Annotated in this window: 20 protein-coding genes, 1 tRNA gene and 1 pseudogene; 12 read left to right on the top strand and 10 right to left on the bottom strand. The window is 43.3% G+C overall.

Going from position 1 to position 19,253, the window contains the following annotated elements; genetic code table 11:
- Positions 1-192: 192 nt before the first annotated feature.
- The 4 genes from V7L01_RS18500 to V7L01_RS18485 all read left to right on the top strand — a co-directional run bounded on the left by V7L01_RS18500 (position 193) and on the right by V7L01_RS18485 (position 3,586).
- The gene (locus V7L01_RS18500) at positions 193-1,494 is read left to right on the top strand and encodes an alkaline phosphatase PhoX (protein ID WP_335037134.1); all 1,302 of its coding nucleotides are present in this window, start codon (positions 193-195) and stop codon (positions 1,492-1,494) included.
- A 247-nt stretch (positions 1,495-1,741) separates the two neighbouring features.
- Positions 1,742-2,233: a GNAT family N-acetyltransferase gene (locus V7L01_RS18495; protein ID WP_335037133.1), complete on the top strand. Its 492-nt coding sequence runs from the start codon at positions 1,742-1,744 to the stop codon at positions 2,231-2,233.
- Between the two features lie 132 nt (positions 2,234-2,365).
- Entirely contained in the window at positions 2,366-3,043 is a 678-nt protein-coding gene (locus V7L01_RS18490) for a ComF family protein (RefSeq protein WP_335037131.1), read from the top strand.
- 87 nt (positions 3,044-3,130) lie between these two features.
- On the top strand, positions 3,131-3,586 hold the full coding sequence (locus V7L01_RS18485; RefSeq protein ID WP_335037129.1) for a PPC domain-containing protein: 456 nt from the start codon (positions 3,131-3,133) through the stop codon (positions 3,584-3,586).
- Between the two features lie 210 nt (positions 3,587-3,796).
- Here V7L01_RS18485 and cobS read toward each other — a convergent pair whose 3' ends face one another.
- The gene (cobS, locus tag V7L01_RS18480; RefSeq protein WP_335037128.1) at positions 3,797-4,570 is read right to left on the bottom strand and encodes an adenosylcobinamide-GDP ribazoletransferase; all 774 of its coding nucleotides are present in this window, start codon (positions 4,568-4,570) and stop codon (positions 3,797-3,799) included.
- A 379-nt stretch (positions 4,571-4,949) separates the two neighbouring features.
- Here cobS and V7L01_RS18475 point away from each other — a divergent pair, with 379 nt between their 5' ends.
- From V7L01_RS18475 to psbM, 5 genes are all read left to right on the top strand, one after another.
- Positions 4,950-5,402, top strand: coding sequence for a hypothetical protein (locus tag V7L01_RS18475; protein ID WP_251958203.1), 453 nt, complete (start codon positions 4,950-4,952; stop codon positions 5,400-5,402).
- 127 nt (positions 5,403-5,529) lie between these two features.
- Positions 5,530-6,678, top strand: coding sequence for a tRNA guanosine(34) transglycosylase Tgt (tgt, locus tag V7L01_RS18470; protein WP_335037126.1), 1,149 nt, complete (start codon positions 5,530-5,532; stop codon positions 6,676-6,678).
- A 78-nt stretch (positions 6,679-6,756) separates the two neighbouring features.
- On the top strand, positions 6,757-6,894 hold the full coding sequence (locus tag V7L01_RS18465; RefSeq protein WP_006195022.1) for a photosystem II reaction center protein K: 138 nt from the start codon (positions 6,757-6,759) through the stop codon (positions 6,892-6,894).
- A gap of 185 nt (positions 6,895-7,079) precedes the next feature.
- A complete protein-coding gene (locus tag V7L01_RS18460; RefSeq protein WP_335037124.1) occupies positions 7,080-7,376 on the top strand; it encodes a 2Fe-2S iron-sulfur cluster-binding protein in 297 nt (98 codons plus the stop codon).
- 160 nt (positions 7,377-7,536) lie between these two features.
- On the top strand, positions 7,537-7,653 hold the full coding sequence (gene psbM / locus V7L01_RS18455) for a photosystem II reaction center protein PsbM (protein ID WP_084227279.1): 117 nt from the start codon (positions 7,537-7,539) through the stop codon (positions 7,651-7,653).
- An 81-nt stretch (positions 7,654-7,734) separates the two neighbouring features.
- Here psbM and V7L01_RS18450 read toward each other — a convergent pair whose 3' ends face one another.
- Positions 7,735-8,586 (bottom strand): universal stress protein, encoded by an 852-nt coding sequence (locus V7L01_RS18450; RefSeq protein ID WP_335037122.1) that lies wholly within the window; start codon positions 8,584-8,586, stop codon positions 7,735-7,737.
- A gap of 445 nt (positions 8,587-9,031) precedes the next feature.
- Positions 9,032-9,211 (bottom strand): annotated as a pseudogene (locus V7L01_RS18445) (alkaline phosphatase); the annotation flags it as partial.
- Positions 9,212-9,456: 245 nt separating this feature from the next.
- On the opposite strand from V7L01_RS18445, the gene V7L01_RS18440 reads away from it, so the two are divergent.
- The gene (locus V7L01_RS18440; protein WP_335037120.1) at positions 9,457-10,473 is read left to right on the top strand and encodes a WD40 repeat domain-containing protein; all 1,017 of its coding nucleotides are present in this window, start codon (positions 9,457-9,459) and stop codon (positions 10,471-10,473) included.
- A 61-nt stretch (positions 10,474-10,534) separates the two neighbouring features.
- Here V7L01_RS18440 and V7L01_RS18435 read toward each other — a convergent pair whose 3' ends face one another.
- The 5 genes from V7L01_RS18435 to psbZ form a co-directional block, all read right to left on the bottom strand.
- Positions 10,535-11,800 carry a glutamate-5-semialdehyde dehydrogenase gene (locus tag V7L01_RS18435; RefSeq protein ID WP_335037118.1) on the bottom strand — a complete coding sequence of 422 codons (1,266 nt, stop codon included), beginning with the start codon at positions 11,798-11,800 and terminating at the stop codon, positions 10,535-10,537.
- 4 nt (positions 11,801-11,804) lie between these two features.
- Entirely contained in the window at positions 11,805-12,212 is a 408-nt protein-coding gene (locus V7L01_RS18430) for a hypothetical protein (RefSeq protein ID WP_335037117.1), read from the bottom strand.
- Between the two features lie 971 nt (positions 12,213-13,183).
- Positions 13,184-13,255: transfer RNA gene (locus V7L01_RS18425), tRNA-Gly, on the bottom strand.
- A 129-nt stretch (positions 13,256-13,384) separates the two neighbouring features.
- The gene (gene ribH, locus V7L01_RS18420) at positions 13,385-13,963 is read right to left on the bottom strand and encodes a 6,7-dimethyl-8-ribityllumazine synthase (RefSeq protein ID WP_094346524.1); all 579 of its coding nucleotides are present in this window, start codon (positions 13,961-13,963) and stop codon (positions 13,385-13,387) included.
- 189 nt (positions 13,964-14,152) lie between these two features.
- Positions 14,153-14,341, bottom strand: coding sequence for a photosystem II reaction center protein PsbZ (gene psbZ / locus V7L01_RS18415; protein ID WP_229500909.1), 189 nt, complete (start codon positions 14,339-14,341; stop codon positions 14,153-14,155).
- Between the two features lie 221 nt (positions 14,342-14,562).
- Between psbZ and V7L01_RS18410 the strand changes: the two genes are divergently transcribed.
- Entirely contained in the window at positions 14,563-14,787 is a 225-nt protein-coding gene (locus tag V7L01_RS18410; protein ID WP_335037115.1) for a hypothetical protein, read from the top strand.
- Positions 14,788-14,914: 127 nt separating this feature from the next.
- Positions 14,915-17,623, top strand: a complete 2,709-nt coding sequence (locus V7L01_RS18405) for a CBS domain-containing protein (protein ID WP_335037160.1) — start codon at positions 14,915-14,917, stop codon at positions 17,621-17,623.
- 70 nt (positions 17,624-17,693) lie between these two features.
- On the opposite strand, the gene V7L01_RS18400 is transcribed toward V7L01_RS18405, so the two are convergent.
- Positions 17,694-18,899 carry a glutathione S-transferase family protein gene (locus V7L01_RS18400; protein WP_335037114.1) on the bottom strand — a complete coding sequence of 402 codons (1,206 nt, stop codon included), beginning with the start codon at positions 18,897-18,899 and terminating at the stop codon, positions 17,694-17,696.
- A gap of 101 nt (positions 18,900-19,000) precedes the next feature.
- Entirely contained in the window at positions 19,001-19,159 is a 159-nt protein-coding gene (locus V7L01_RS18395; protein ID WP_335037112.1) for a hypothetical protein, read from the bottom strand.
- Positions 19,160-19,253: the final 94 nt, after the last annotated feature.

Raw genomic sequence — 19,253 nt, 5'->3', positions numbered from 1 at the left:
TTTATATAGCCCCAGGCTTTAGACAGTGGGCTTAATTTAAACCACATAAGCATAAATTTTCCAAGACAAGGCAAATTTTATATAAATTTACCTTTTATTGACTCACCCTAAGTTAAATAAAACATTACCCAAAGTTAATCAAGATCAAATATTTTTTCTTTCAGCATTATCTTATGTAACCAAACCATCCTCATGACATTTTCAAGACGTAAATTCTTTGCAATAGCAGGTACAACTGCTGTCGGCACCTTGATGGTGTCTCCTATGGAAGGTCTTCTTGCTAGACAAACCTTTGGTTCAAGACTTGCTAGAGGATATGGGTCACTTGTAACAGATCCTAATGGCTTGTTAGATTTACCGCCTGGATTTCAGTATCAAGTTATATCTCGCACAGGCACTCTGATGAGCGATGGTACTCCAGAGCCTAGTAATCATGATGGTATGGCAGCCTTCCTCGGCACCAAAAACACAACAATTCTGGTTCGCAATCACGAACTGAGCATCGATTCTAGTACACGAGCACAAGTGCCAAATCCCTACGATCCCATTTGCAGAGGTGGCACTACGACGCTGGTTATTGGACGCGATCGCCAACTGATTAAACAGTTCGCTTCTCTGGGTGGAACCATTCGTAACTGCGCGGGTGGTCTAACTCCTTGGGGTTCATGGATTAGCTGTGAAGAAGATGTAACCATACCAACTGCAACTAATGGAGTCACTAAGCCACACGGTTATAACTTTGAGGTTCCAGCAAATGCCACATCTCCTGTTCAGCCAGTACCTCTAGTTGAAATGGGACGGTTTAATCATGAGGCTGTAGCTGTAGATCCCAAAACTGGGATTGTTTATCAGACTGAAGATAATGGCAGTAGCCTCTTCTATCGTTTTATCCCGAAACAGTACGGCAATTTAAAAGCAGGAGGCACTCTCCAAGCTTTGAGGATTAAAGATAGACCTGGGGTTGATACCACTATTGGTTTCGTAGTCGGGCAGAAATGGAATGTAGATTGGGTGACTATTCCTGAACCAAATCCGACGACTGTAGATAATGTCAGAGTGCAAGGTCTCAATTTAGGTGCAGCCCGATTTAAGCGTGGGGAAGGCATTTGGTACGATGACAAAAAGAGCAAAGGTGAATTTTACTTCACTGCTACAACTGGTGGCCCTGTAGCGGGTGGTCAAGTCTGGCGCTACATTCCGCGTGAAGAGACAATTGAATTGTTTGTTGAGTCTCAATCTAAAGATGAACTCGACATGCCTGATAATCTCGTGGTAGCACCTTTTGGCGATCTTATCCTCTGTGAAGACGGAGAAGGTGACAATTTCTTGATCGGTATTACTCCCAACGGTGAAATCTACAAATTTGCACGTAATGCCCTCCAAACCGGTGAGTTTGCTGGAGCCTGTTTCTCACCTGATGGTGATACTTTGTTCGTCAACATCCAAACTCCTGGTATTACTTTAGCTATTTGGGGCCCTTGGAAAAAGTCATAAAGACTGATATCAAGTCGTAAAATCAATGTCAGCGTAGGCGTAGCCCGCCGCAGGCATCGCTACTATATCGCTGAATTATCCTTGGTAAGGAGACTTGGGGAGGGGAAGATAATTTCCCTCCCCAAGTCTCTTGTTGACACCTTGAGAGTATTGCCTGAAACGGACTCTGCCATAAAAGCTATTTGCTGGGTAAATTGGGATATAGATGCGGAAAATTTTTCTGTGTAAACTTGACCAGCAAATGGTAATGAAAAACTATTATCAAGATTTTTTAATTCGTGATTGGGTGAAAAGCGATCGCACAAGAGCCGCCGAAGTCATCAGTTATGTATTATCAGAATACGGTCTGGGTTGGGAACCAAAGGGTGCTGACCGAGATGTGCTGCGAGTAGAGGAATGTTATTTAGCTACTGGGGGAGAGTTTTGGGTAATTGAACACCAAAGTCAGTTAGTAGGTACTGGGGCATACTACCCCATACACCGAGGCAAAAAAGCCGTAGAAATCCGCAAAATGTATCTTTTGCCCAGTATCAGGGGTTTAGGATTAGGGAAATATTTGTTACAACAGCTAGAAGCAGCGATCGCAGAGCGTGGTTTTGGGCAAATTTGGATTGAAACCGCCAGCGTTTTGGTGGAAGCAGTCAAGCTGTATGAAAGCAACGGCTACACTCCAGCAACCGGAGTAGAAACAACAAGATGCGATCGCGTGTATTTTAAATCACTGGTCAATGGTCATTAGTCATTAGTCAATGGTCATTATTCATTAGCTAAGAACAAATGACAAAAGACATAGATGCCCGGAGGGCGGCTTCCCGTTCGCGTAGCGTCTCCGAAGGAGAAGGGTAGGACAAATGACAAAGGACAATTCTAAATGCACACTTGGATTAAAAATCTCACAGGCTTACTCAATCTTTTTCTGCAATCCCATTGTCCCCTATGTCAACGCGCAACTTCCGAAGAATTCTGTCACAACTGCACTAGACAATTGCAAAAATGTCAACGTAAAGACCCTAGTTCTCTTTGGCAAGAACCAATACCAGTGTTTGGCTGGGGAGAGTATGGCGGCCCGGTAAAACGGGCGATCGCGGCGATGAAATACGAAAATCAACCCCAAATAGCTCGTCCTTTGGGTCAATGGTTAGGAGAAGCATGGTTGTTAAATTCGCCGAGGCGAGATAGCCAGCCTGTGGTAGTTCCCATCCCACTCCACGCTAGCAAGCAAAAGCAACGTAAATACAATCAAGCTGCACTAATAGCACAAAGCTTCTGCGAAATTACTGGATTAAAATTGAAATTAAACGGTTTAGCAAGAGTGCGAGAAACGGAAGCGCAATTTGGTTTATCGGCATCCAAACGAGAAAAGAACTTGGTTAAAGCTTTTGCTGTTGGCCAAGAATTTCGCCATCGTCCTCCAAATGTCCCAGTGCTGTTAGTGGACGACATTTATACTACTGGTGCTACTGCCAGGTCTGCTGTGCAAACACTTCGTCAGTATGGAATTGTGGTCTTAGGATTAGTAGCTGTAGCCACTGCCGTCAAAGATGGATAAATCCAGAATTAATCGCCAAGCTTTGGCTTAAAAGTGGATGAATTGACCAATTTACCCTATTTCTGTAGAAAAATTCCTAGAAGTGTTATGAATAAAGTTTTTGCGGCGGGTTTAAAACAGCTCATCATCATTCCTGCCACATTGCTGGCAATAGGCATAAGTACAAGTGCAGCTTTTGCTCAAAATAAATTGTATAGTCCAATTCCTTTATCTAACAGTACTGAAATTAACGATCGCCTTTCAGACAAAGACATTCCTACAGGTCAAGGTGGGTTTGCCCGTGATTACACAGTGAAGTTAGAAAAGGGCGATAATTTAGCTGTTGACCTCTCATCTGAAAACTTTGACAGCATCATCACCTTGCTATCACCTGATGGTTCGACTCTGGCAGAAAATGATGATGGCCCTGATGGTAGTAGCAATTCCCTACTATTTACTCGCATCGTAGAGACAGGGAGTTATGTGATTCGCGTCCGGTCTTTTGGCGAAACTGGGGTTGGGGCTTTTAAACTCAAGGTGACAAAGCTGCAACCGATTAAATGAATTGGTCATTGGTCATTGGTCATTAGTCATTGGTCATTGGTCATTAGTCATTGGTCATTAGTCATTAGTCATTGGTCATTAGTCATTAGTCATTAGTCATTTCTTCCCTGCTTCCCCTGCTTCCCCTGCTCCCCCTGCTCCCCCTGCTCCCTCTGCTCCCCCTGCTCCCTCTGCTCCCTCTGCTCCCCCTGCTCCCCCTGCCCCTATTTCTTAAAAAACGGTTAGCACACAGAGAAATAAGGCTTCAGTCCACTCAACGACTGCGCCGTAGGTATCTCCGGTGTGTCCGCCTAATTTGTGGTTGAACCACGCACCAGTTAAACTGGCGATCGCACTTCCAGCAATTATCATTGCCAGTGCGAGAAATAGCTGCTGTTTATCTATCCACCAAAGTAAACCACTTAAGCCAAACAACAATAACAGTCCCGGTAACAAATCTTTGTAAGAACGAATGGCTTGTTTGTGAAATGCACCTTTGCCAGTTGGTTTCAGATAAGGGTATCGCGCGATCGCTAGCTGTTGTCCCCAACGCCCCCAGCCACAAGCAGCCATCAGCAACAACCAACGATTTTCTGGCAGATCGCTCAAGGCGGTTATTTTCAGTATCACTAAGGCGATCGCGGCCATTGCCCCAAATGCACCTGTAGCACTATCTGTCATCACTTCCAGCCGCCGATCTGGGTCGCCCACTGCCAAACCATCGGCAGTATCCATTGCTCCATCTAAATGCAGTCCTCCAGTTATGGCAATCCAAACACTTACTACCAAAGCACTACGAGTTAGTACGGGCATACCAATATAATTCATCCCCGTATCCAGAAACCCTAAAATTGCCCCAATTATCAACCCTACAAGCGAAACGAGACGTGCCACTCCCCGAAAGTCCAATCCGTGCAAATACGGTAGTGGAATAATTGTGTAAAATATAATACTAGCTGCCAGCTTTAACAGCAGCTTTTTCCACCACTGTTGCTGTTTCGTCATCAGAATTACATTAATATTTGGTTAATTGCTGGATAATAGCCATAATTTCAGTAAAGTTGAACATTACGGAAATTTAAAGCTTTAGATAAGATTTACTTCCTATTAGAGATTCTCCCTAAAAATTTTGTTATGCTGGTCTAAGTAGTAAATAAATAATTTTGAGTGTTATTTTATACAAAAAACATCAAGATTCCGGAAATTAAAATTCCATCAGGGATCAAAATTTGTCTTTTGTATTCATTAACTGAAAACTTACTCCAAATTATTAGACGATTGCCCCACAAAATTGATATTTTTTTAAATGTAGGGAGTCAACAGCTATTCAATTATGACAGTTTAGCTATGTTGTCGCTCTCCTTAGCTCAATCGCTATTTTCCTATGAGTCACCATCTACCCGACACCAGGATACCAGCTCCGTGCATTATTAACACGGGCATCATCGTGAATAAGCTCGACATCCGGCGATTGCTGACAGATTTAGGTCGAGTCCACTACATCTACACCCAAGAAGATAAGGTACTGAGCGAGGGTGAAGGGGATGTGATGGAAGTTTTTGCCAATCCGCAAAGGTCTACCTTAGTGGCTAACCACGCGCTATATCTGAATGTTTGTAGTTTTGATTACTTGGAACTAAAACAGTCGTCGCAACAAGAAACCTACTTCGATTTGATGCAAGAAGGAGTGTGCCTGCGGTTGATTCCCCGTTCAACCCCCTTACAGGAGCGACGAGAGCGAAACTTCAATGTCAGCGCCATAGAAGCGATGATGGAGCAAGTACTCTCAGCCAGGTGGGATGCAGAAATCGACGATGACTGTTCTGATTCTTTCTAAAATAGCGACTATTATACCAAATTTATGTGAGGCTGCGCTTTATTGATGTATGGGAATTCTGAATTGCCCCTGCATCGTATAGTTTTGTGTAAGTCTGATAAGCGCATCTTCAACAATTCAAAATGGCATGAGTGCGAATTTTTCTTTTCAATGTCTTGCTTGCTGTAGCGAAACCAAAGCTAGAGCAGGAGTGTTTTTCACCCCTCACGGTCTTGTAGAAACCCCTCGATTTATGCCAGTGGGAACGCTGGCAAATGTCAAAACTATTACCCCATCTCAACTACGAGATACTGGGGCGCAAATGATCTTATCTAATACTTATCATCTTCACCTACAACCAGGAGAAGCGATCGTGGCTGGGGGTGGTGGGTTGCACAAGTTTATGGGGTGGAACGGGCCAATGCTCACAGATTCGGGTGGGTTTCAGGTGTTCAGCTTAAGCGAGATGCGAAAAATTACTGAAGAAGGCGTAACGTTTCGCTCGCCCCATGATGGACAAATTATTAAATTAACACCAGAACGCTCTATTGAGATTCAAAATACTTTGGGGGCTGATGTAATCATGGCCTTTGATGAGTGTCCGCCCTACCCAGCGACTCGTCAAGAGGTAGAAACTGCAACTGAGCGCACTTACCGCTGGCTAGAACGCTGTATAACAGCTCATCAACACAGCGAACAGGCTTTGTTTGGGATTGTGCAAGGGGGCGTGTATTTGGATTTGCGTTGCCGTGCGGCTGAAGCTTTGGCTAAGTTAGATTTACCCGGATATGCCATTGGTGGCGTGAGTGTGGGAGAACCACCAGAATTGATGGCTGAGATTGTCAAAGTCACAGCACCGCTTTTACCCCCCGAAAAGCCACGTTACTTAATGGGTGTGGGTACTTATCGGGAAATGGCGATCGCGATCGCATCTGGTGTCGATTTATTTGATTGCGTAATTCCCACTCGCTGGGCGAGACATGGAACAGCAATAGTCCAGGGCGGACGCTGGAATTTAAAAAATGCTAAGTTTCGTGAAGATTTTACGCCATTAGATGAAACTTGTCCCTGCTACAGTTGTCAAAATTTTAGCCGGGCTTACATATCTCATTTAGTGCGATCGCAGGAAATTTTAGCTTATACCTTGTTGAGCATTCACAACATTACCGAACTAATTCGGTTTACGCAAAAAATTAGAGAAGCAATATTGAGCGATCGCTTTGTTGCAGAATTTGGTCACTGGCTCAACTCATCTGAATCACCATCAGATGAGGGGGAAATTACAAATGACTATTGACCAATGATTGAGACTCAAATCATGTTAAGATATCTCTCAATTATGAAAGCTGTGTTGGATAGGTGGATTTAAACAAACATGGAAGCAGCACTTTTATTAGCAAAACTGCCAGAAGCTTACCAAATCTTCGATCCTTTGGTAGACGTTCTCCCAGTCATCCCCGTATTCTTCTTGTTGCTTGCTTTCGTTTGGCAAGCAGCTGTGGGATTTAGATAAGTTAATCTATTTTTCAATTTATAGGACAGGTATTTTACCTGTTCTATTTTTTTGCAGCCCCATGTTCTATAAAGTTAATATTTATTAATATTTTGTAATGAATTAATATAATAAATAAGATGTGAATCAAGCCATGTCAATATGAAGCCTTGAAAGCCAAACTTAGAGTCAAGGAGGAATTAGTTATGGGTAATATCAAATTCATTAAAGAAAATAAAGAAGTAGTTGCGGCCGATGGTGCAAATCTCCGGCTCAAGGCGATACAAAATGGCATTGATATATATACATTGATTGGCAAGATGACCAATTGCGGTGGCAATGGCCAGTGTGGTACTTGCGTTGTCCAGATAGTCGAAGGATTAGAAAATCTTTCCCCCCGCACAGACGTAGAAAACCGGAAATTCAAGAAAAAGCCGGAAAATTACCGCCTTGCCTGTCAAACTTTAGTGAATGGCTCAGTCAGTGTAGCCACCAAGCCTTAAGTTCTCAAATCTGCCATTGCTTCAATTTGCATCCAGTCAGTAGTCAAAATACTTACCCAAATTGAGTTACCTGATTTTGAATTTTGAATTGGTATAACTCTGTCATCAATGATGCTATCCTAATGTTGTTGACTGGAAATTTAAGAGAGGCTTTCTTGCCATGCAAGTTAATGACCTGGGGTTCATAGCGAGCATTTTGTTCGTACTCGTTCCCGCTGTGTTTTTACTAATTCTGTACATCCAAACTGCTAGCCGCGAAGGTGGAAAAGATAGTTAAGAGTTTTGTGTATAAAATAAATAACCCCTGCACCAATAGTGTAGGGGTTTTTATTTATCAACCGCTAACTCTACTTTGACTTTAAGCGATTGTCCGCGCCAACAATACTGGACAAGTGGCATTGACTCGAACATAGTCAGACAAGGAAGAGCCGATGAGTCGGTCTATATCAACAAAACTCTTAGCGATGGATGGACGACGATCTGGAGAACCGAGCAATAATAAGTCTACATTCAACTCCTCTGCCAACCGACAAATTTCTTCACCAGGTTTGCCACTGCTGATATAAGAACGAGATTGGATGCCTTGTTTTTCAGCTTCTGCAACTGCGGCTGCCAAAACTGGATTTTTGTTTGAACTAACTTCAGTTATTTCCGATTTTTTTCCGCCTAAATCTGTGGCAACATTTGCCAAAATTAACTCGCCGCCCTGAATATCTCGCAGTAAAAAAAGTGCCAACTTCAAGCAGTTTTTTGCTGAATCAGAGTTGTCTATTGCCACCATAACGCGCTTAATTTTTTTGACATAAATGTCATCTTTGACCAGCAACATGGGGCGAGAAGATAGTTGAAAAACATACTGACTGACTGAATTCGATAAAATCGATTGCAGCCGCTTCAGTCCGCGTGAACCCATAATAATCAAGTCAGCGTCAATTTCATCAGCTACTTGGCAAACTACATCTTTAGGGTCGCCTTCACGCAAAATTGAAGACACTTGGCTAGGATCTAAGTCCAATGTTTGAATGGCATTCGCCAGAATTTTACCGCCATTTTCCCATTTAGCTGTCATGGTAGCAGCAGTATTTTGTGCTTGAACAACATGCAAAATTGTCACTTTTGCAGATTGAATTGAAGGGATTTCTTTCAGGGTTTTGAGCATTTCTTCTGCGTGTCCCAATCCCGATACAGCTAGCAAAATTCTTCTTATCATCTTAGGTAATTTGTGTGAAGTTTACTTTTGTTTTCGCTGTTACACCTGGCTCAGGTCGGATTTTCACCGCCTTGCTCGACAACCTAGTTAGTAAGTTGGCACAAACAAATTTTATTTTTAGTATTTAACACTCAAACAAATGACAAACTACAAAAAAGTCAACAAATGTTTAAGTTTATTTGCACCTAGTTACTTAAATTCTCAACTAGACTTCAATTATTAAGCATACTCTCAACTTAGCTTGAGTAACTTAATAAATTATGATGTTAGTTATCATTTTTAATCTATGTTCACTTTTTTTAATTAGAACTTAGTTAAGTATTGCAAAGAAATGCCAAAATAACTCTTCAGGAAGATTGATTCAGTGTAGCTTTTAGCAGGCGATCGCTTCCGCCTTGAATAGTCTCCACTTCTCCTGAATTTTCCCTACACTCCGCTTTTTTTACGGCAAACGATCGCCAGAGGCAACACCAAGACTGAACGGATAGCCAGAAAACCTTGAGTTAGCCAATACCGGATGCCATTGGCTAGCGATTGTTAATCCTGTTAAGAATCCTGCACCCAACAAGAAATTCCGCCGTCTGCACCGATTTGCTAGCAGGCGCGTACCATCCATAAGTTCCATATTCAACCCTTCCCAGATGTAAATACAGTTGGCATTTAGGAAGCTCAGTTGTGAAAAGCACAAATAATGGCTTGATTTGACTTGTTTCCTAATTGCTGCTCAACCAAACACAAGGAACCTACCAAACCAGGATCGAGTAGAAATTAAGATTTTGTTAAGTTTAAATTTGAATTAGGGAATTGGGTATTGAAACTAGGAGAAATTTGTGGTGCATTTAGGCCCACCGCCAAAATAGTAAAGAATTTATGACAATTAACGATGCACTTTTGGGAGGGATTGAAAGAGTTAAGCAATTGCTGGCGTATGGAAGGGTTGAACAAAAAATTGATGCCCTTCTAGATGCTTTTGAGTATGGGGAAGCTGGCTTAGAATTGATTATTGAAGCTTTACAGAACTCAGAGGTTGATGTTCAAGAAGCAGCTTATTGGCTACTTCAGGAAAGTACAGAGCCAAGAGCTAAACTGGCATTACAAGAATATAACCCCTATTTATTTTTTGAGTATCTTTTTACTATTGAAAGGTATACAGATGAGGTTCGCAAAATACTTTGTGTAGATATTAGCCAAGAGAGGCAAACCTTAGTTACTTGTAATTATAACGACACAATTCAAGTGTGGAATATGCAAACACAACAAGTAATATGCACATTCCAGCCAGAAGCAACTAAGGAATTCGATCAAATCGCGATCGCACCCAACAATCGCGTTTTAGCACTTTGGAATTGTAATGATTATGCCGAACTGTGGGATGTAACAATAGGACAGAAAGTTTTCACTACAGGTCGCAGTTCTGAATGCTTTTGGTATGTTTGTTTTAGCTCAGATGGTCAAACAATTGTAAGCACTGGTGATGACTACATTTTAACATTCTGGGATGTTAATGAAGAAAAGTTCATACCTTCTATTCACATGGCTGAGAATATTCCTCGCCGTATTCCCATCTACTCAAATTCGCAAATCTTAGTGACTGAAGAATGGTATGACTACAACTATGAGATATGGGATTGGCAAACACAACAAGTAATTTGCACCTTAAGTCTTTCAGGGTATATGCCTGTAATTACTGTCAGTTGCGATCGACGCTTTTTACTTAGTGGTAGTCGAGAAAATGGAACCATTAAAGTGTGGAACATTCGGACAGGACATGAACTTTGTAGCCTCACAAGTCATTCATCGTCAATTACTCGTCTTGCAATTAACTCAGATGGACAGAGACTATTTATTTGGAGTGGAGACAGAACCGTTGAGGTGTGGGGAATTTAATTATTCACGGTGATTTGAGATAATTTAAGTTCACAATTCTATTGTATAAATTACAAATTATTTAAAACCTACCATTGCCCTGAACAATGTGCTTAACGGTGGTCAAAGTTTCCAGGCTGATAAATCCCCGGCGATGACCTTTTTGATTAGACATACCGAGAAATACTGAATCTCCCCGCGAGGGGTTGCGGGAAAAACGCGGGGAAGTGTTGATGTAGGTAGAGGCACTGTTAACTCCTAAAGCAAACTGCCGACTTTCTTGGTAAGATTCAGTCACGATGGAGTCGGCATGACCACTGCTGTGTTCATTAATCCAGGCGATCGCAGCTTCTAAGCTATCCACCAACTTAAAAGCTACTGTCCTAGTTAAATAAGGGTTTCCCCATTCGCCTTCCTTCACCAGCTGCAACTGAGGAAAGGCTTCTACTAGTTCTGCATCGCCTTTAATTTCAAAGCCTTTTTCTATCAAGCTATTCCATAGAACTGCTAAAGATGATGGCAAGGCTTGGCGATGAATGAGTACTTTTTCAATGGCGTTGACTTGATCGGGTTCGCTCTGATGGCTATTAAGAATCATCCAGCGCACCATTTCCAAGCTGCTATTGGGCGACCAGTAGAGGTAACAGTTACCCATCGCTGACTTTAATACTGGGCAAGTTGCCTGTCGTACTACTTGCTGTACCAAGCTAGAACGTCCGTAGGGAATCACTAGATTCACGTACTGGTCTTGGGTGACTAAATCCCGAATCGAAGCACCATGTTCTGCTGTTATCAGTTCTAGACAGCCTGGTGGTAGACCAACTTGGGCGATCGCACTTTGCAGGATCTCAGCGATGACCGCGTTGGAATGGCTAGCTTCAGTACTGCCTTTGAGAATTATACTATTGCCAGTTTTGATACAAAAACCCGCTGCGATCGCTCCTAAATCCGGGAACGCCTCATAAATAAATCCAATCACTCCCAAGGGCATTAACTGGGTGTAACTTTGGGAATCTTCCAGTTGATAATCAGCGGTTCTGACGCGCCGCAGCGGATCTGATAATTCCCCCAACCGTTGTAAAATGTCCACTGTCATCTCTAGCCTTGTGGGAGTCAGCTTCAGCCAGTCCAATATCAACTCTGGCACTGCCATTTCCCGACTGGCTTCTAAATCCAAGGTGTTGGCTTCTAGAATGTCGTCAAATGAGCGCTCAAGCGCCTGTGCCATCGCCAGTACTGCACGACTCCGGTCTGCTCCCTTTGTGATCCCCAACTTTAGGGAAGCGTGATAGGCTCGTTGGGCACTAGTAATCGGTTCGGGGCGATCGTCCAAAACTTCAACAGTCATTGAGTTAACGTCTGTAGGTAAGCCAGACCATTAGCGCTGGCAGAATAGCCAATAGCACCGCCACCATTGCCCAAGCAATAATGCTGGAACCATGTGCCAATCGCAGCGCTAATGGCAGCCATATAATCACTAGCACGAAAATAATGCCCAGCGCTATAGGCAGATAGCTTTCTCCCAAGCGAGGATGGACAACATGCCAACTATTTCCCATCCAACGCCAAGCCCGCTTGTAGGGATAGGTGGTAGAAAGCTGTTCTAGGACATGACCATTATCTTCTACTACAAAGATTTGCTGACAGCGATCGCAACCAAATGCATCTGTCAGCGTAATCGGAATTAACTGACCCCGGCGACGACAAGGACAGGGGTATTCGGTATTGAAGTCGATTTTTTCGGGTTTTTGAGATTGCACAAGCGTTCTAATAACTTGAGCGTGTTTTACACGAACTATGAGAATACGATCCCTTAATAAATGCCTTAGAGGCTTCTCCCTTTATCAAGATAAACAGGCGATGCAAACATCGCCATGATTGCAAACAGTAGATGGAGCCACCTTTAAGTATCGTAATTGCCATATTAGTATGGAGTTCTCTGTTTGTAGTCTTTCCCGGATCTGGCAATCTTATTTAAAAATTTCCTTCTCTTCATCTGTCGCTTTCAAGGTAATGTGGTTGCGTTTTTGGGAATTTATTATGCTGACACACCTGGTACAATTTTAAGCATACGTGGCAACCACTCCTAAAACAAATCGTTTGGGAAGGCTACGCTGATAAACAACAGACACAAATAAACCGTAGATTTTCCTTTGGTTTACTATATACTACTATCTACTTATCAAGGTGAGATCGGGATTACATCCTATCTTTATTCCTTGCAGTTCACAAGCGTTTCAAGAGCGGGAATTGCTAAAACATCCAGAGCGTGTGTGTGACTCTTTGCCCAAATAGAAGGATTGAACATTTTAGATTGTTCAACTGTGCAAAGGGGCATCTCGTGCAGTCTAAACAGAGCTTTTGTTAATGTCCGACGGGATACCGGGAGTCACGCTCGTTGCCTACACGCTCATTGCTTGCAATCAGTGTAGAAGTATGTCACTCCAGTGTAATACATCCTACATAAAACCAATTGATTACACCTGTAAAGATTGTAGCCAAGCTAATGTATATCTACACCAGTCTAAAGCTGGGTTTTATATTTCTTAGCAAGTGGGTAATGCAATTTGAGTGGGCGATATTCAAATTGAGATAGTAGACGATTGGTTTACTCAATCTGTCCTCATTGGGAGCGATTCACAAGAATGTAGTGCGAATCGCCGAAGACTTCAATGCACCCTAAAAACACTAAACCTCTTGGAGTTAAAAACTGCAAGAGGTTTTAGTTGGAAGCGGGTAACGCGATTCGAACGCGCGACATTCACCTTGGCAAGGTGACGCTCTACCACTGAGCTATACCCGCAATCGGTAACCATATATTAATATCTCAGATTTATTCTTAATTGTCAACCCCTTAATTTAGTTATTTGGTCATTGGTCATTAGTCATTTGTCATTAGTGAATAACAAAGGACAAATGACTAATGACTCATTTAGCCCAGTTCTTCTGACTCCGCAGTTAAATTGCCGATGCTGGCACTTTGAAAAGAGGCTGGTAAAGACTGGCTATTACGAGAATATGGCTCTGCCAGGTTAGAACGCAGTTGCCGCATCAGGCTTGCCATTTCTAGGGCATTCAGGGCATAATCCCAGCCATGATTACCTTTTATGCCTGCCCGTTCTAAGGCTTGCTGCATAGTGTCTACTGTTAAAATGCCAAAAATTACTGGCACTCCAGTTTGAAAGCTAGCGGCGGCAATGCCTTTAGAAACTTCGGCGGATACATAATCAAAATGGGGTGTTTGCCCTCTAATGACTGCACCTAAACAAATTACAGCATCATAACGATGGGAAAGTGCTAGTTGGCGAGCTACTAAAGGTACCTCAAAACTTCCCGGAACCCAAACATAGTCCACCTGATTACCTTGGGGGTTAGGATCTACACCGTGGCGTTTCAAGCAATCTTGACATCCCTCTAGCAGCTTTCCGGTAACTAGGTCATTGAATCGACCAATCACCACTGCAAACCGCAAAGGCTCCGTTTGGGTAAAAGTTCCCTCGAAAACTGCCATGACTGCCTCTTAATCAACTATAGTTCTGGCCAATATACATTTCTTATTTAAATGTAGAGGAGCAGGAAAGCACGGTCAGAAAAAAGAAAATCGGAAAAAATCTTTCCTTTTTTCCTTTGGTTTTTGACCTTGGCTTTTCTGCCCCTCTAGTTCTTATATTATGTGCCTGCGCCAGACCGAAGCCGTCGCCTACACGACAAAAAAGTTTAACAAACCAACTAAAAATACCAAACCAATCCAGACGGCGGAACCAACCCAGAGTAACCTTTTAGATTCAACCCAATTTTGGGGAGTGGCGTAAGCTACGGGGACGCCAACAACTAGGACAAAGGACAATAGAACTAGGCTTATCAAAGCGAATTGGAATATTATGGTCATTTTTGCTTCTCCCAATACAGCGAAATAGTGATATGTCTTACACTAACAGTAAGGTGTACAGTGTAGGCAACGAGCGTGACTCCAGCTATTGCATAGGACATTTCCAGGAGCTTCTGGCCAGAAGCTCTGATTTTATGTCCTCGCGATCCCCCACGGTCAACAATTTGATTTTTTCTTCCTTTCGTACCCCACAAATTTTACGACACAGTGATGAATTGCTTATGACTTTTGCACTGATGTGTCAACCAATGGTAAATTTGCATTCTTTGAAAGGATGCCTACTCGTTTCCCGTTGTCCAACGTTTCACGTAGGTTTCCCAGAGGGCAGTAAGCTAGGTGTATCAACGACCGTGGTGGCGAGTAACCACTTAAATCATACAACGCCGCGATCGCCTATTTCAGAATATTTGACAATTAGGGCGCTGACTCTGAGGGTTAAAGGGTGAGGCTTCTGCCCATTTTATCTCAAGGGCAACACTGACACTTTCTTCTTGTTTTTAAGTTACCAAAAATTGCAATATTTTAGTCGTTTGTCCTTTGTCTAAGCACCAATGACCAATGACTCTTAATACTATGGATTTAATTCTTTGCCACACAACAGCAGATTTTGACGCATTAGGAGCAGCAGTAGGGTTAACGCGCCTACTATCGGGAAGCAAGATTGTGCTCCCTGGCGGCTCTCATCCTACTGTACGGGATTTTTTAGCATTGCATCGGGATGAATATCCCTTGATTGAACGCCGTTCGGTGAATTCAGAAAAAATTCGTTCTCTGACTGTGGTGGATACGCAACACCGCGATCGCTTGGGTAAAGCTGCTGAGTGGTTAGATTTACCCCATATTAGAGAGATTATAATTTATGACCATCACTTAGGACAAGAATCAGATATTCCGGCTACGGAATCATATATTTCCTCAGTAGGAGCTACTACAACTTTAATCGTTGAGCAATTGCAACAACAGGAAATTTCCCTAACTCCTGCCGAAGCAACTGTGATGGCTTTGGGTATCCATGTTGACACTGGCTCATTGACTTATGACCAGTCCACACCACGGGATGCCCTAGCTTTGGCTTGGTTGATGGAACAAGGTGCTAGTTTATCAGTAATTTCCACTTACCGCGATCCTGGTTTGTCTGTGCAATTGCAGCAGTTATTAACTGAATCGCTGGAAAATTTAGAATATCTTTGTCTACATGGATATACGGTTGCTTGGGTAACTCTGAAAACAGATGGTTTTGTGCCGGGGTTATCGAGTTTGGCATCGGAACTCGTGGAATTAACCGAAATTGATGCCCTACTGTTGGCTAATGAATATGCTTTAGGTGAAGAGGATTCACGCTTAACTGTAATTGGGCGATCGCAAATTCCCAAAACGAATCTTAACCAATTATTCCAACTTCTAGGTGGCGGCGGCCATTCACAAGCCGCATCGCTAAACCTAAGGGGAGTTGATTCACAGGCAATATTAAAACAACTCCTTGATGGGGTAAAAGCGCAAATTCCCCATCCCCCCACGGCTAGGGACTTGATGTCATCTCCTGTTCGCACAATTCTGCCTGAAACCACAATTGCTGAAGCCCAGCGCATTTTGTTGCGCTATAGACACTCTGGTTTATCTGTAGTCGATGCCCAAGGGCAACTAGTAGGTATTATTTCGCGGCGAGATATTGATATCGCCTTGCACCACGGATTTAGTCATGCGCCAGTCAAAGGCTACATGACCACAAATCTTAAAACGATCGCACCAGATACGACACTGCCACAAATTGAAGCGCTGATGGTGACTTATGATATTGGACGCTTACCAGTATTGGAGAATGAGCAGTTAGTTGGTCTGGTCACTCGTACTGATGTGTTGCGGGAATTACATCAAGAAAGGGATGAAGACGAAGAGGGACAAAAATTCCAAATTCCAAATTCCAAATTCCAAATTCCTCTCAGCACTGAGTTGCAAAATCGCCTTGCTCCGCAACTGTGGCAATTACTCACCACAGCATCGCAAGAAGCAGAAAAACGGGGTTGGCATCTTTATCTTGTCGGGGGTGCGGTGCGGGATTTACTGTTAGCTGAAGCAGCATCAGGCACTTTGATGATTAAAGATATCGATCTTGTGGTTGATGGCTTTCACAAATCAGCAGATGTTGGTGCTGGTGTAGAACTAGCAAAGGCACTCCAACAACTTTATCCTGCGGCTCGTTTAGAAATCCACGGGGCTTTTCAAACTGCGGCTTTGCTGTGGCACAAAGACCCAGAATTAGATTCTTTATGGGTAGATATTGCCACCGCTAGAACCGAATTTTATCCTTATCCAGCAGCAAATCCAGAAGTTGAGGCGAGTTCAATTCGTCAAGACTTGTATCGTCGAGATTTTACCATTAATGCGATCGCCTTGCGACTCACTACTCCCCGTGCTGGTGAATTACTCGATTTCTTTGGCGGATTACTAGATTTACAAGCCAAGCAAATTCGGGTTTTACACCCCAACAGCTTTATCGAAGATCCCACCCGGATTTATCGCGGCGTGCGCTTTGCCGTGCGCTTCGGATTTCAAATTGAACCGCAAACTGAAGAGTTTATCCGCTATGCCATCAACAGTGGTGTTTACGATCGCACTGCTCAAGAGAATAGCAAAACTCCAGCCCTGCAAACTCGACTGAAAACAGAATTAAAACACATCCTAGAAGCCCCCTATTGGAAATCGGCTTTACAGTTACTCGATAACTTAGGAGCATTGCAATGTATCCATCCTACCCTGAAGCTAGACGCAGAACTGCTGCGACAATTACGTTTGCTAGAACGCTGCTTGCGGCGATTTGATGCCGAACAAACTCTCATCCATTGGGAAATGCGCTTAGAAACGTTAATCGCCCATCTAGCACCACAATATCGGGCAAAAGTAGCAAAAAATCTGCAATTGCAAGAGGATAGCATTGCTAGGCTGAAGAACTTAGCTCAAGTACAAACTGAGGTGATGAGATTATTATCCACTTTGCAACGCCCCAGTCAAGTTGTGCAGTTGCTGGGACACTATAATTTACCAATGCTGATTTTAATCGCCGTGCAAAGTCCGCGATCGCTTAGACATCAAATTTGGAAATATTTAACTGTTTGGGCTAATGTGCAGCCACTATTGAATGGCAATGATTTAAAGAAACTTGGTTACAAACCAGGGCCCCAATATCGACAAATATTAGATGATGTAGTTGCTGCTACCTTGGATGGAGTGATTAAAGATAAGACTGAAGCTGAGGAGTTTTTAGCACAACACTATCCTAAATGAATTAGTGAAGCGATCGCTCATATTTTGTACAACTTATTTTTACATGATGCCTTAGAGGAGCGCCTGAATCCTACTTGATGACAAAGTTAGACGGGTCTTGATCTCGTCGATGCTTAGTGGGAATGGGGGCTGGCTGCCCATCACCCGCAAGGGCTGCGGTTTTCTCCAGGGATTCTCTCAATCGCTTGGCTGCGTAGATGGACATGTCTCGCGGTACATTAATGCGATCGCGCAAATATCGGAGAGCGACATCAGATCCCGATGGAGGTACACAGTCTTCACCTGTCATCATGTGTGTTAAAGCACAACGTAACGCTCGATCGAACAATTCATCATCTAAGGGGTTGACTCGGATAATATTGCTGCGGTGTTTGATAGTTCGTTGAAGAGCTTCCATGCGGGAGTTTTCCGGTTCTGGATAAGCAACATCTGGTAGCCCAAACCAGGGACCGTTATCCACCCGCGCTTTATTCAGAAGCATCTGGGTTTCGCCGTTTTCCCAACAGCCCCCCATCTGCGGCGGCAAATCATGTGCGTGGGTGTGAAAGTCGCTCTGGGTACCGCAGTAGGTCGGTCGGCTTTCCATTGCTGTAAACCATGCGCTCAAGTGAGGGTTTTCCGAACGCAGGGAGTAGCCCTTGTAGTAGTAAAGGCTCGCATTCATCCGTTCGACATAGGGGGTAAAAATGACATCGACGATGCCGAAGTTATCTAGAAAGTAAGGGCTTGGGGTGCGACCCAGAGCCTCCTCGACCTTAGCCACCACTCCGATAAATTCTTCTCGGTTGCGTTGTTCTTGTTGAGAGGAACCGGCTCTAGAGCACAGCCAAGCGCACCAGGCTCTAAATAAAAGTCGTTCTAATTGACGTAGAGGAAGCACCGTGCGGTCTTCCATCCCTTGGCTCAATGAACCAAAAACCTTTTCTAAAGCGATCAAAATGTCATCGCTTTCCTTAATAATCCGTCCATCTAGCTCGATCGCGGGGAGCATTCCTGATGGTACCTTACGTTTGTACCAACTTTCTTTCTCCCCATAGCAGAACATTGTCACTTTTTCGATCCGATAGGGGATCTGTTTTTCCTCTAGCCATAACCAAACTTTTTGACAGTAAGGACACCAGGCGTGGTTATCGCGGTACAGCGTTACCCGCACATCAGATTCCGGCTGACCAAACAAGCGCAACCTGGCTCTAGCATTGGTGAGACCATTAACGGTATCTATTTGATAGTCCGTGAGGCTTTCTAGTTCTTGCCAGCTTAAGGGTGCGGTAGTCATAGGGGGAGTTGCGTAGGGCAATACTTAGGACAATTCTATACTTTACAATATTTTCAATTACACCAAGGCTTAATTTAACCAATAGGTTAAAAATATGCAGCCTAAATTTCAACTATAGAAGCGATGGCGAGTTTATCCAGTAGAGAAGCGATCGCTGTTCCGTATGAGCGATCGCTATAATTAATCCCTAACCACAGGGATTGATTATGACTATTATATTTGTCGCAATACTTTAACGATTGCAGTGTTAGCCCCCTCATTTCAACACTCTTAATACATAAAAAGTAGGTAATTACTCTACTTAGCCACAAGAGAACAATCGCCTCAGTAAATGAGTGTTTTTACGTTTTCACT

The organism is Nostoc sp., from assembly GCF_036917095.1.
Classification (GTDB): domain Bacteria; phylum Cyanobacteriota; class Cyanobacteriia; order Cyanobacteriales; family Nostocaceae; genus Nostoc.
Note: the sequence above shows the minus strand (reverse complement) of the source record. Positions and strands in the feature narration are given on the sequence as shown.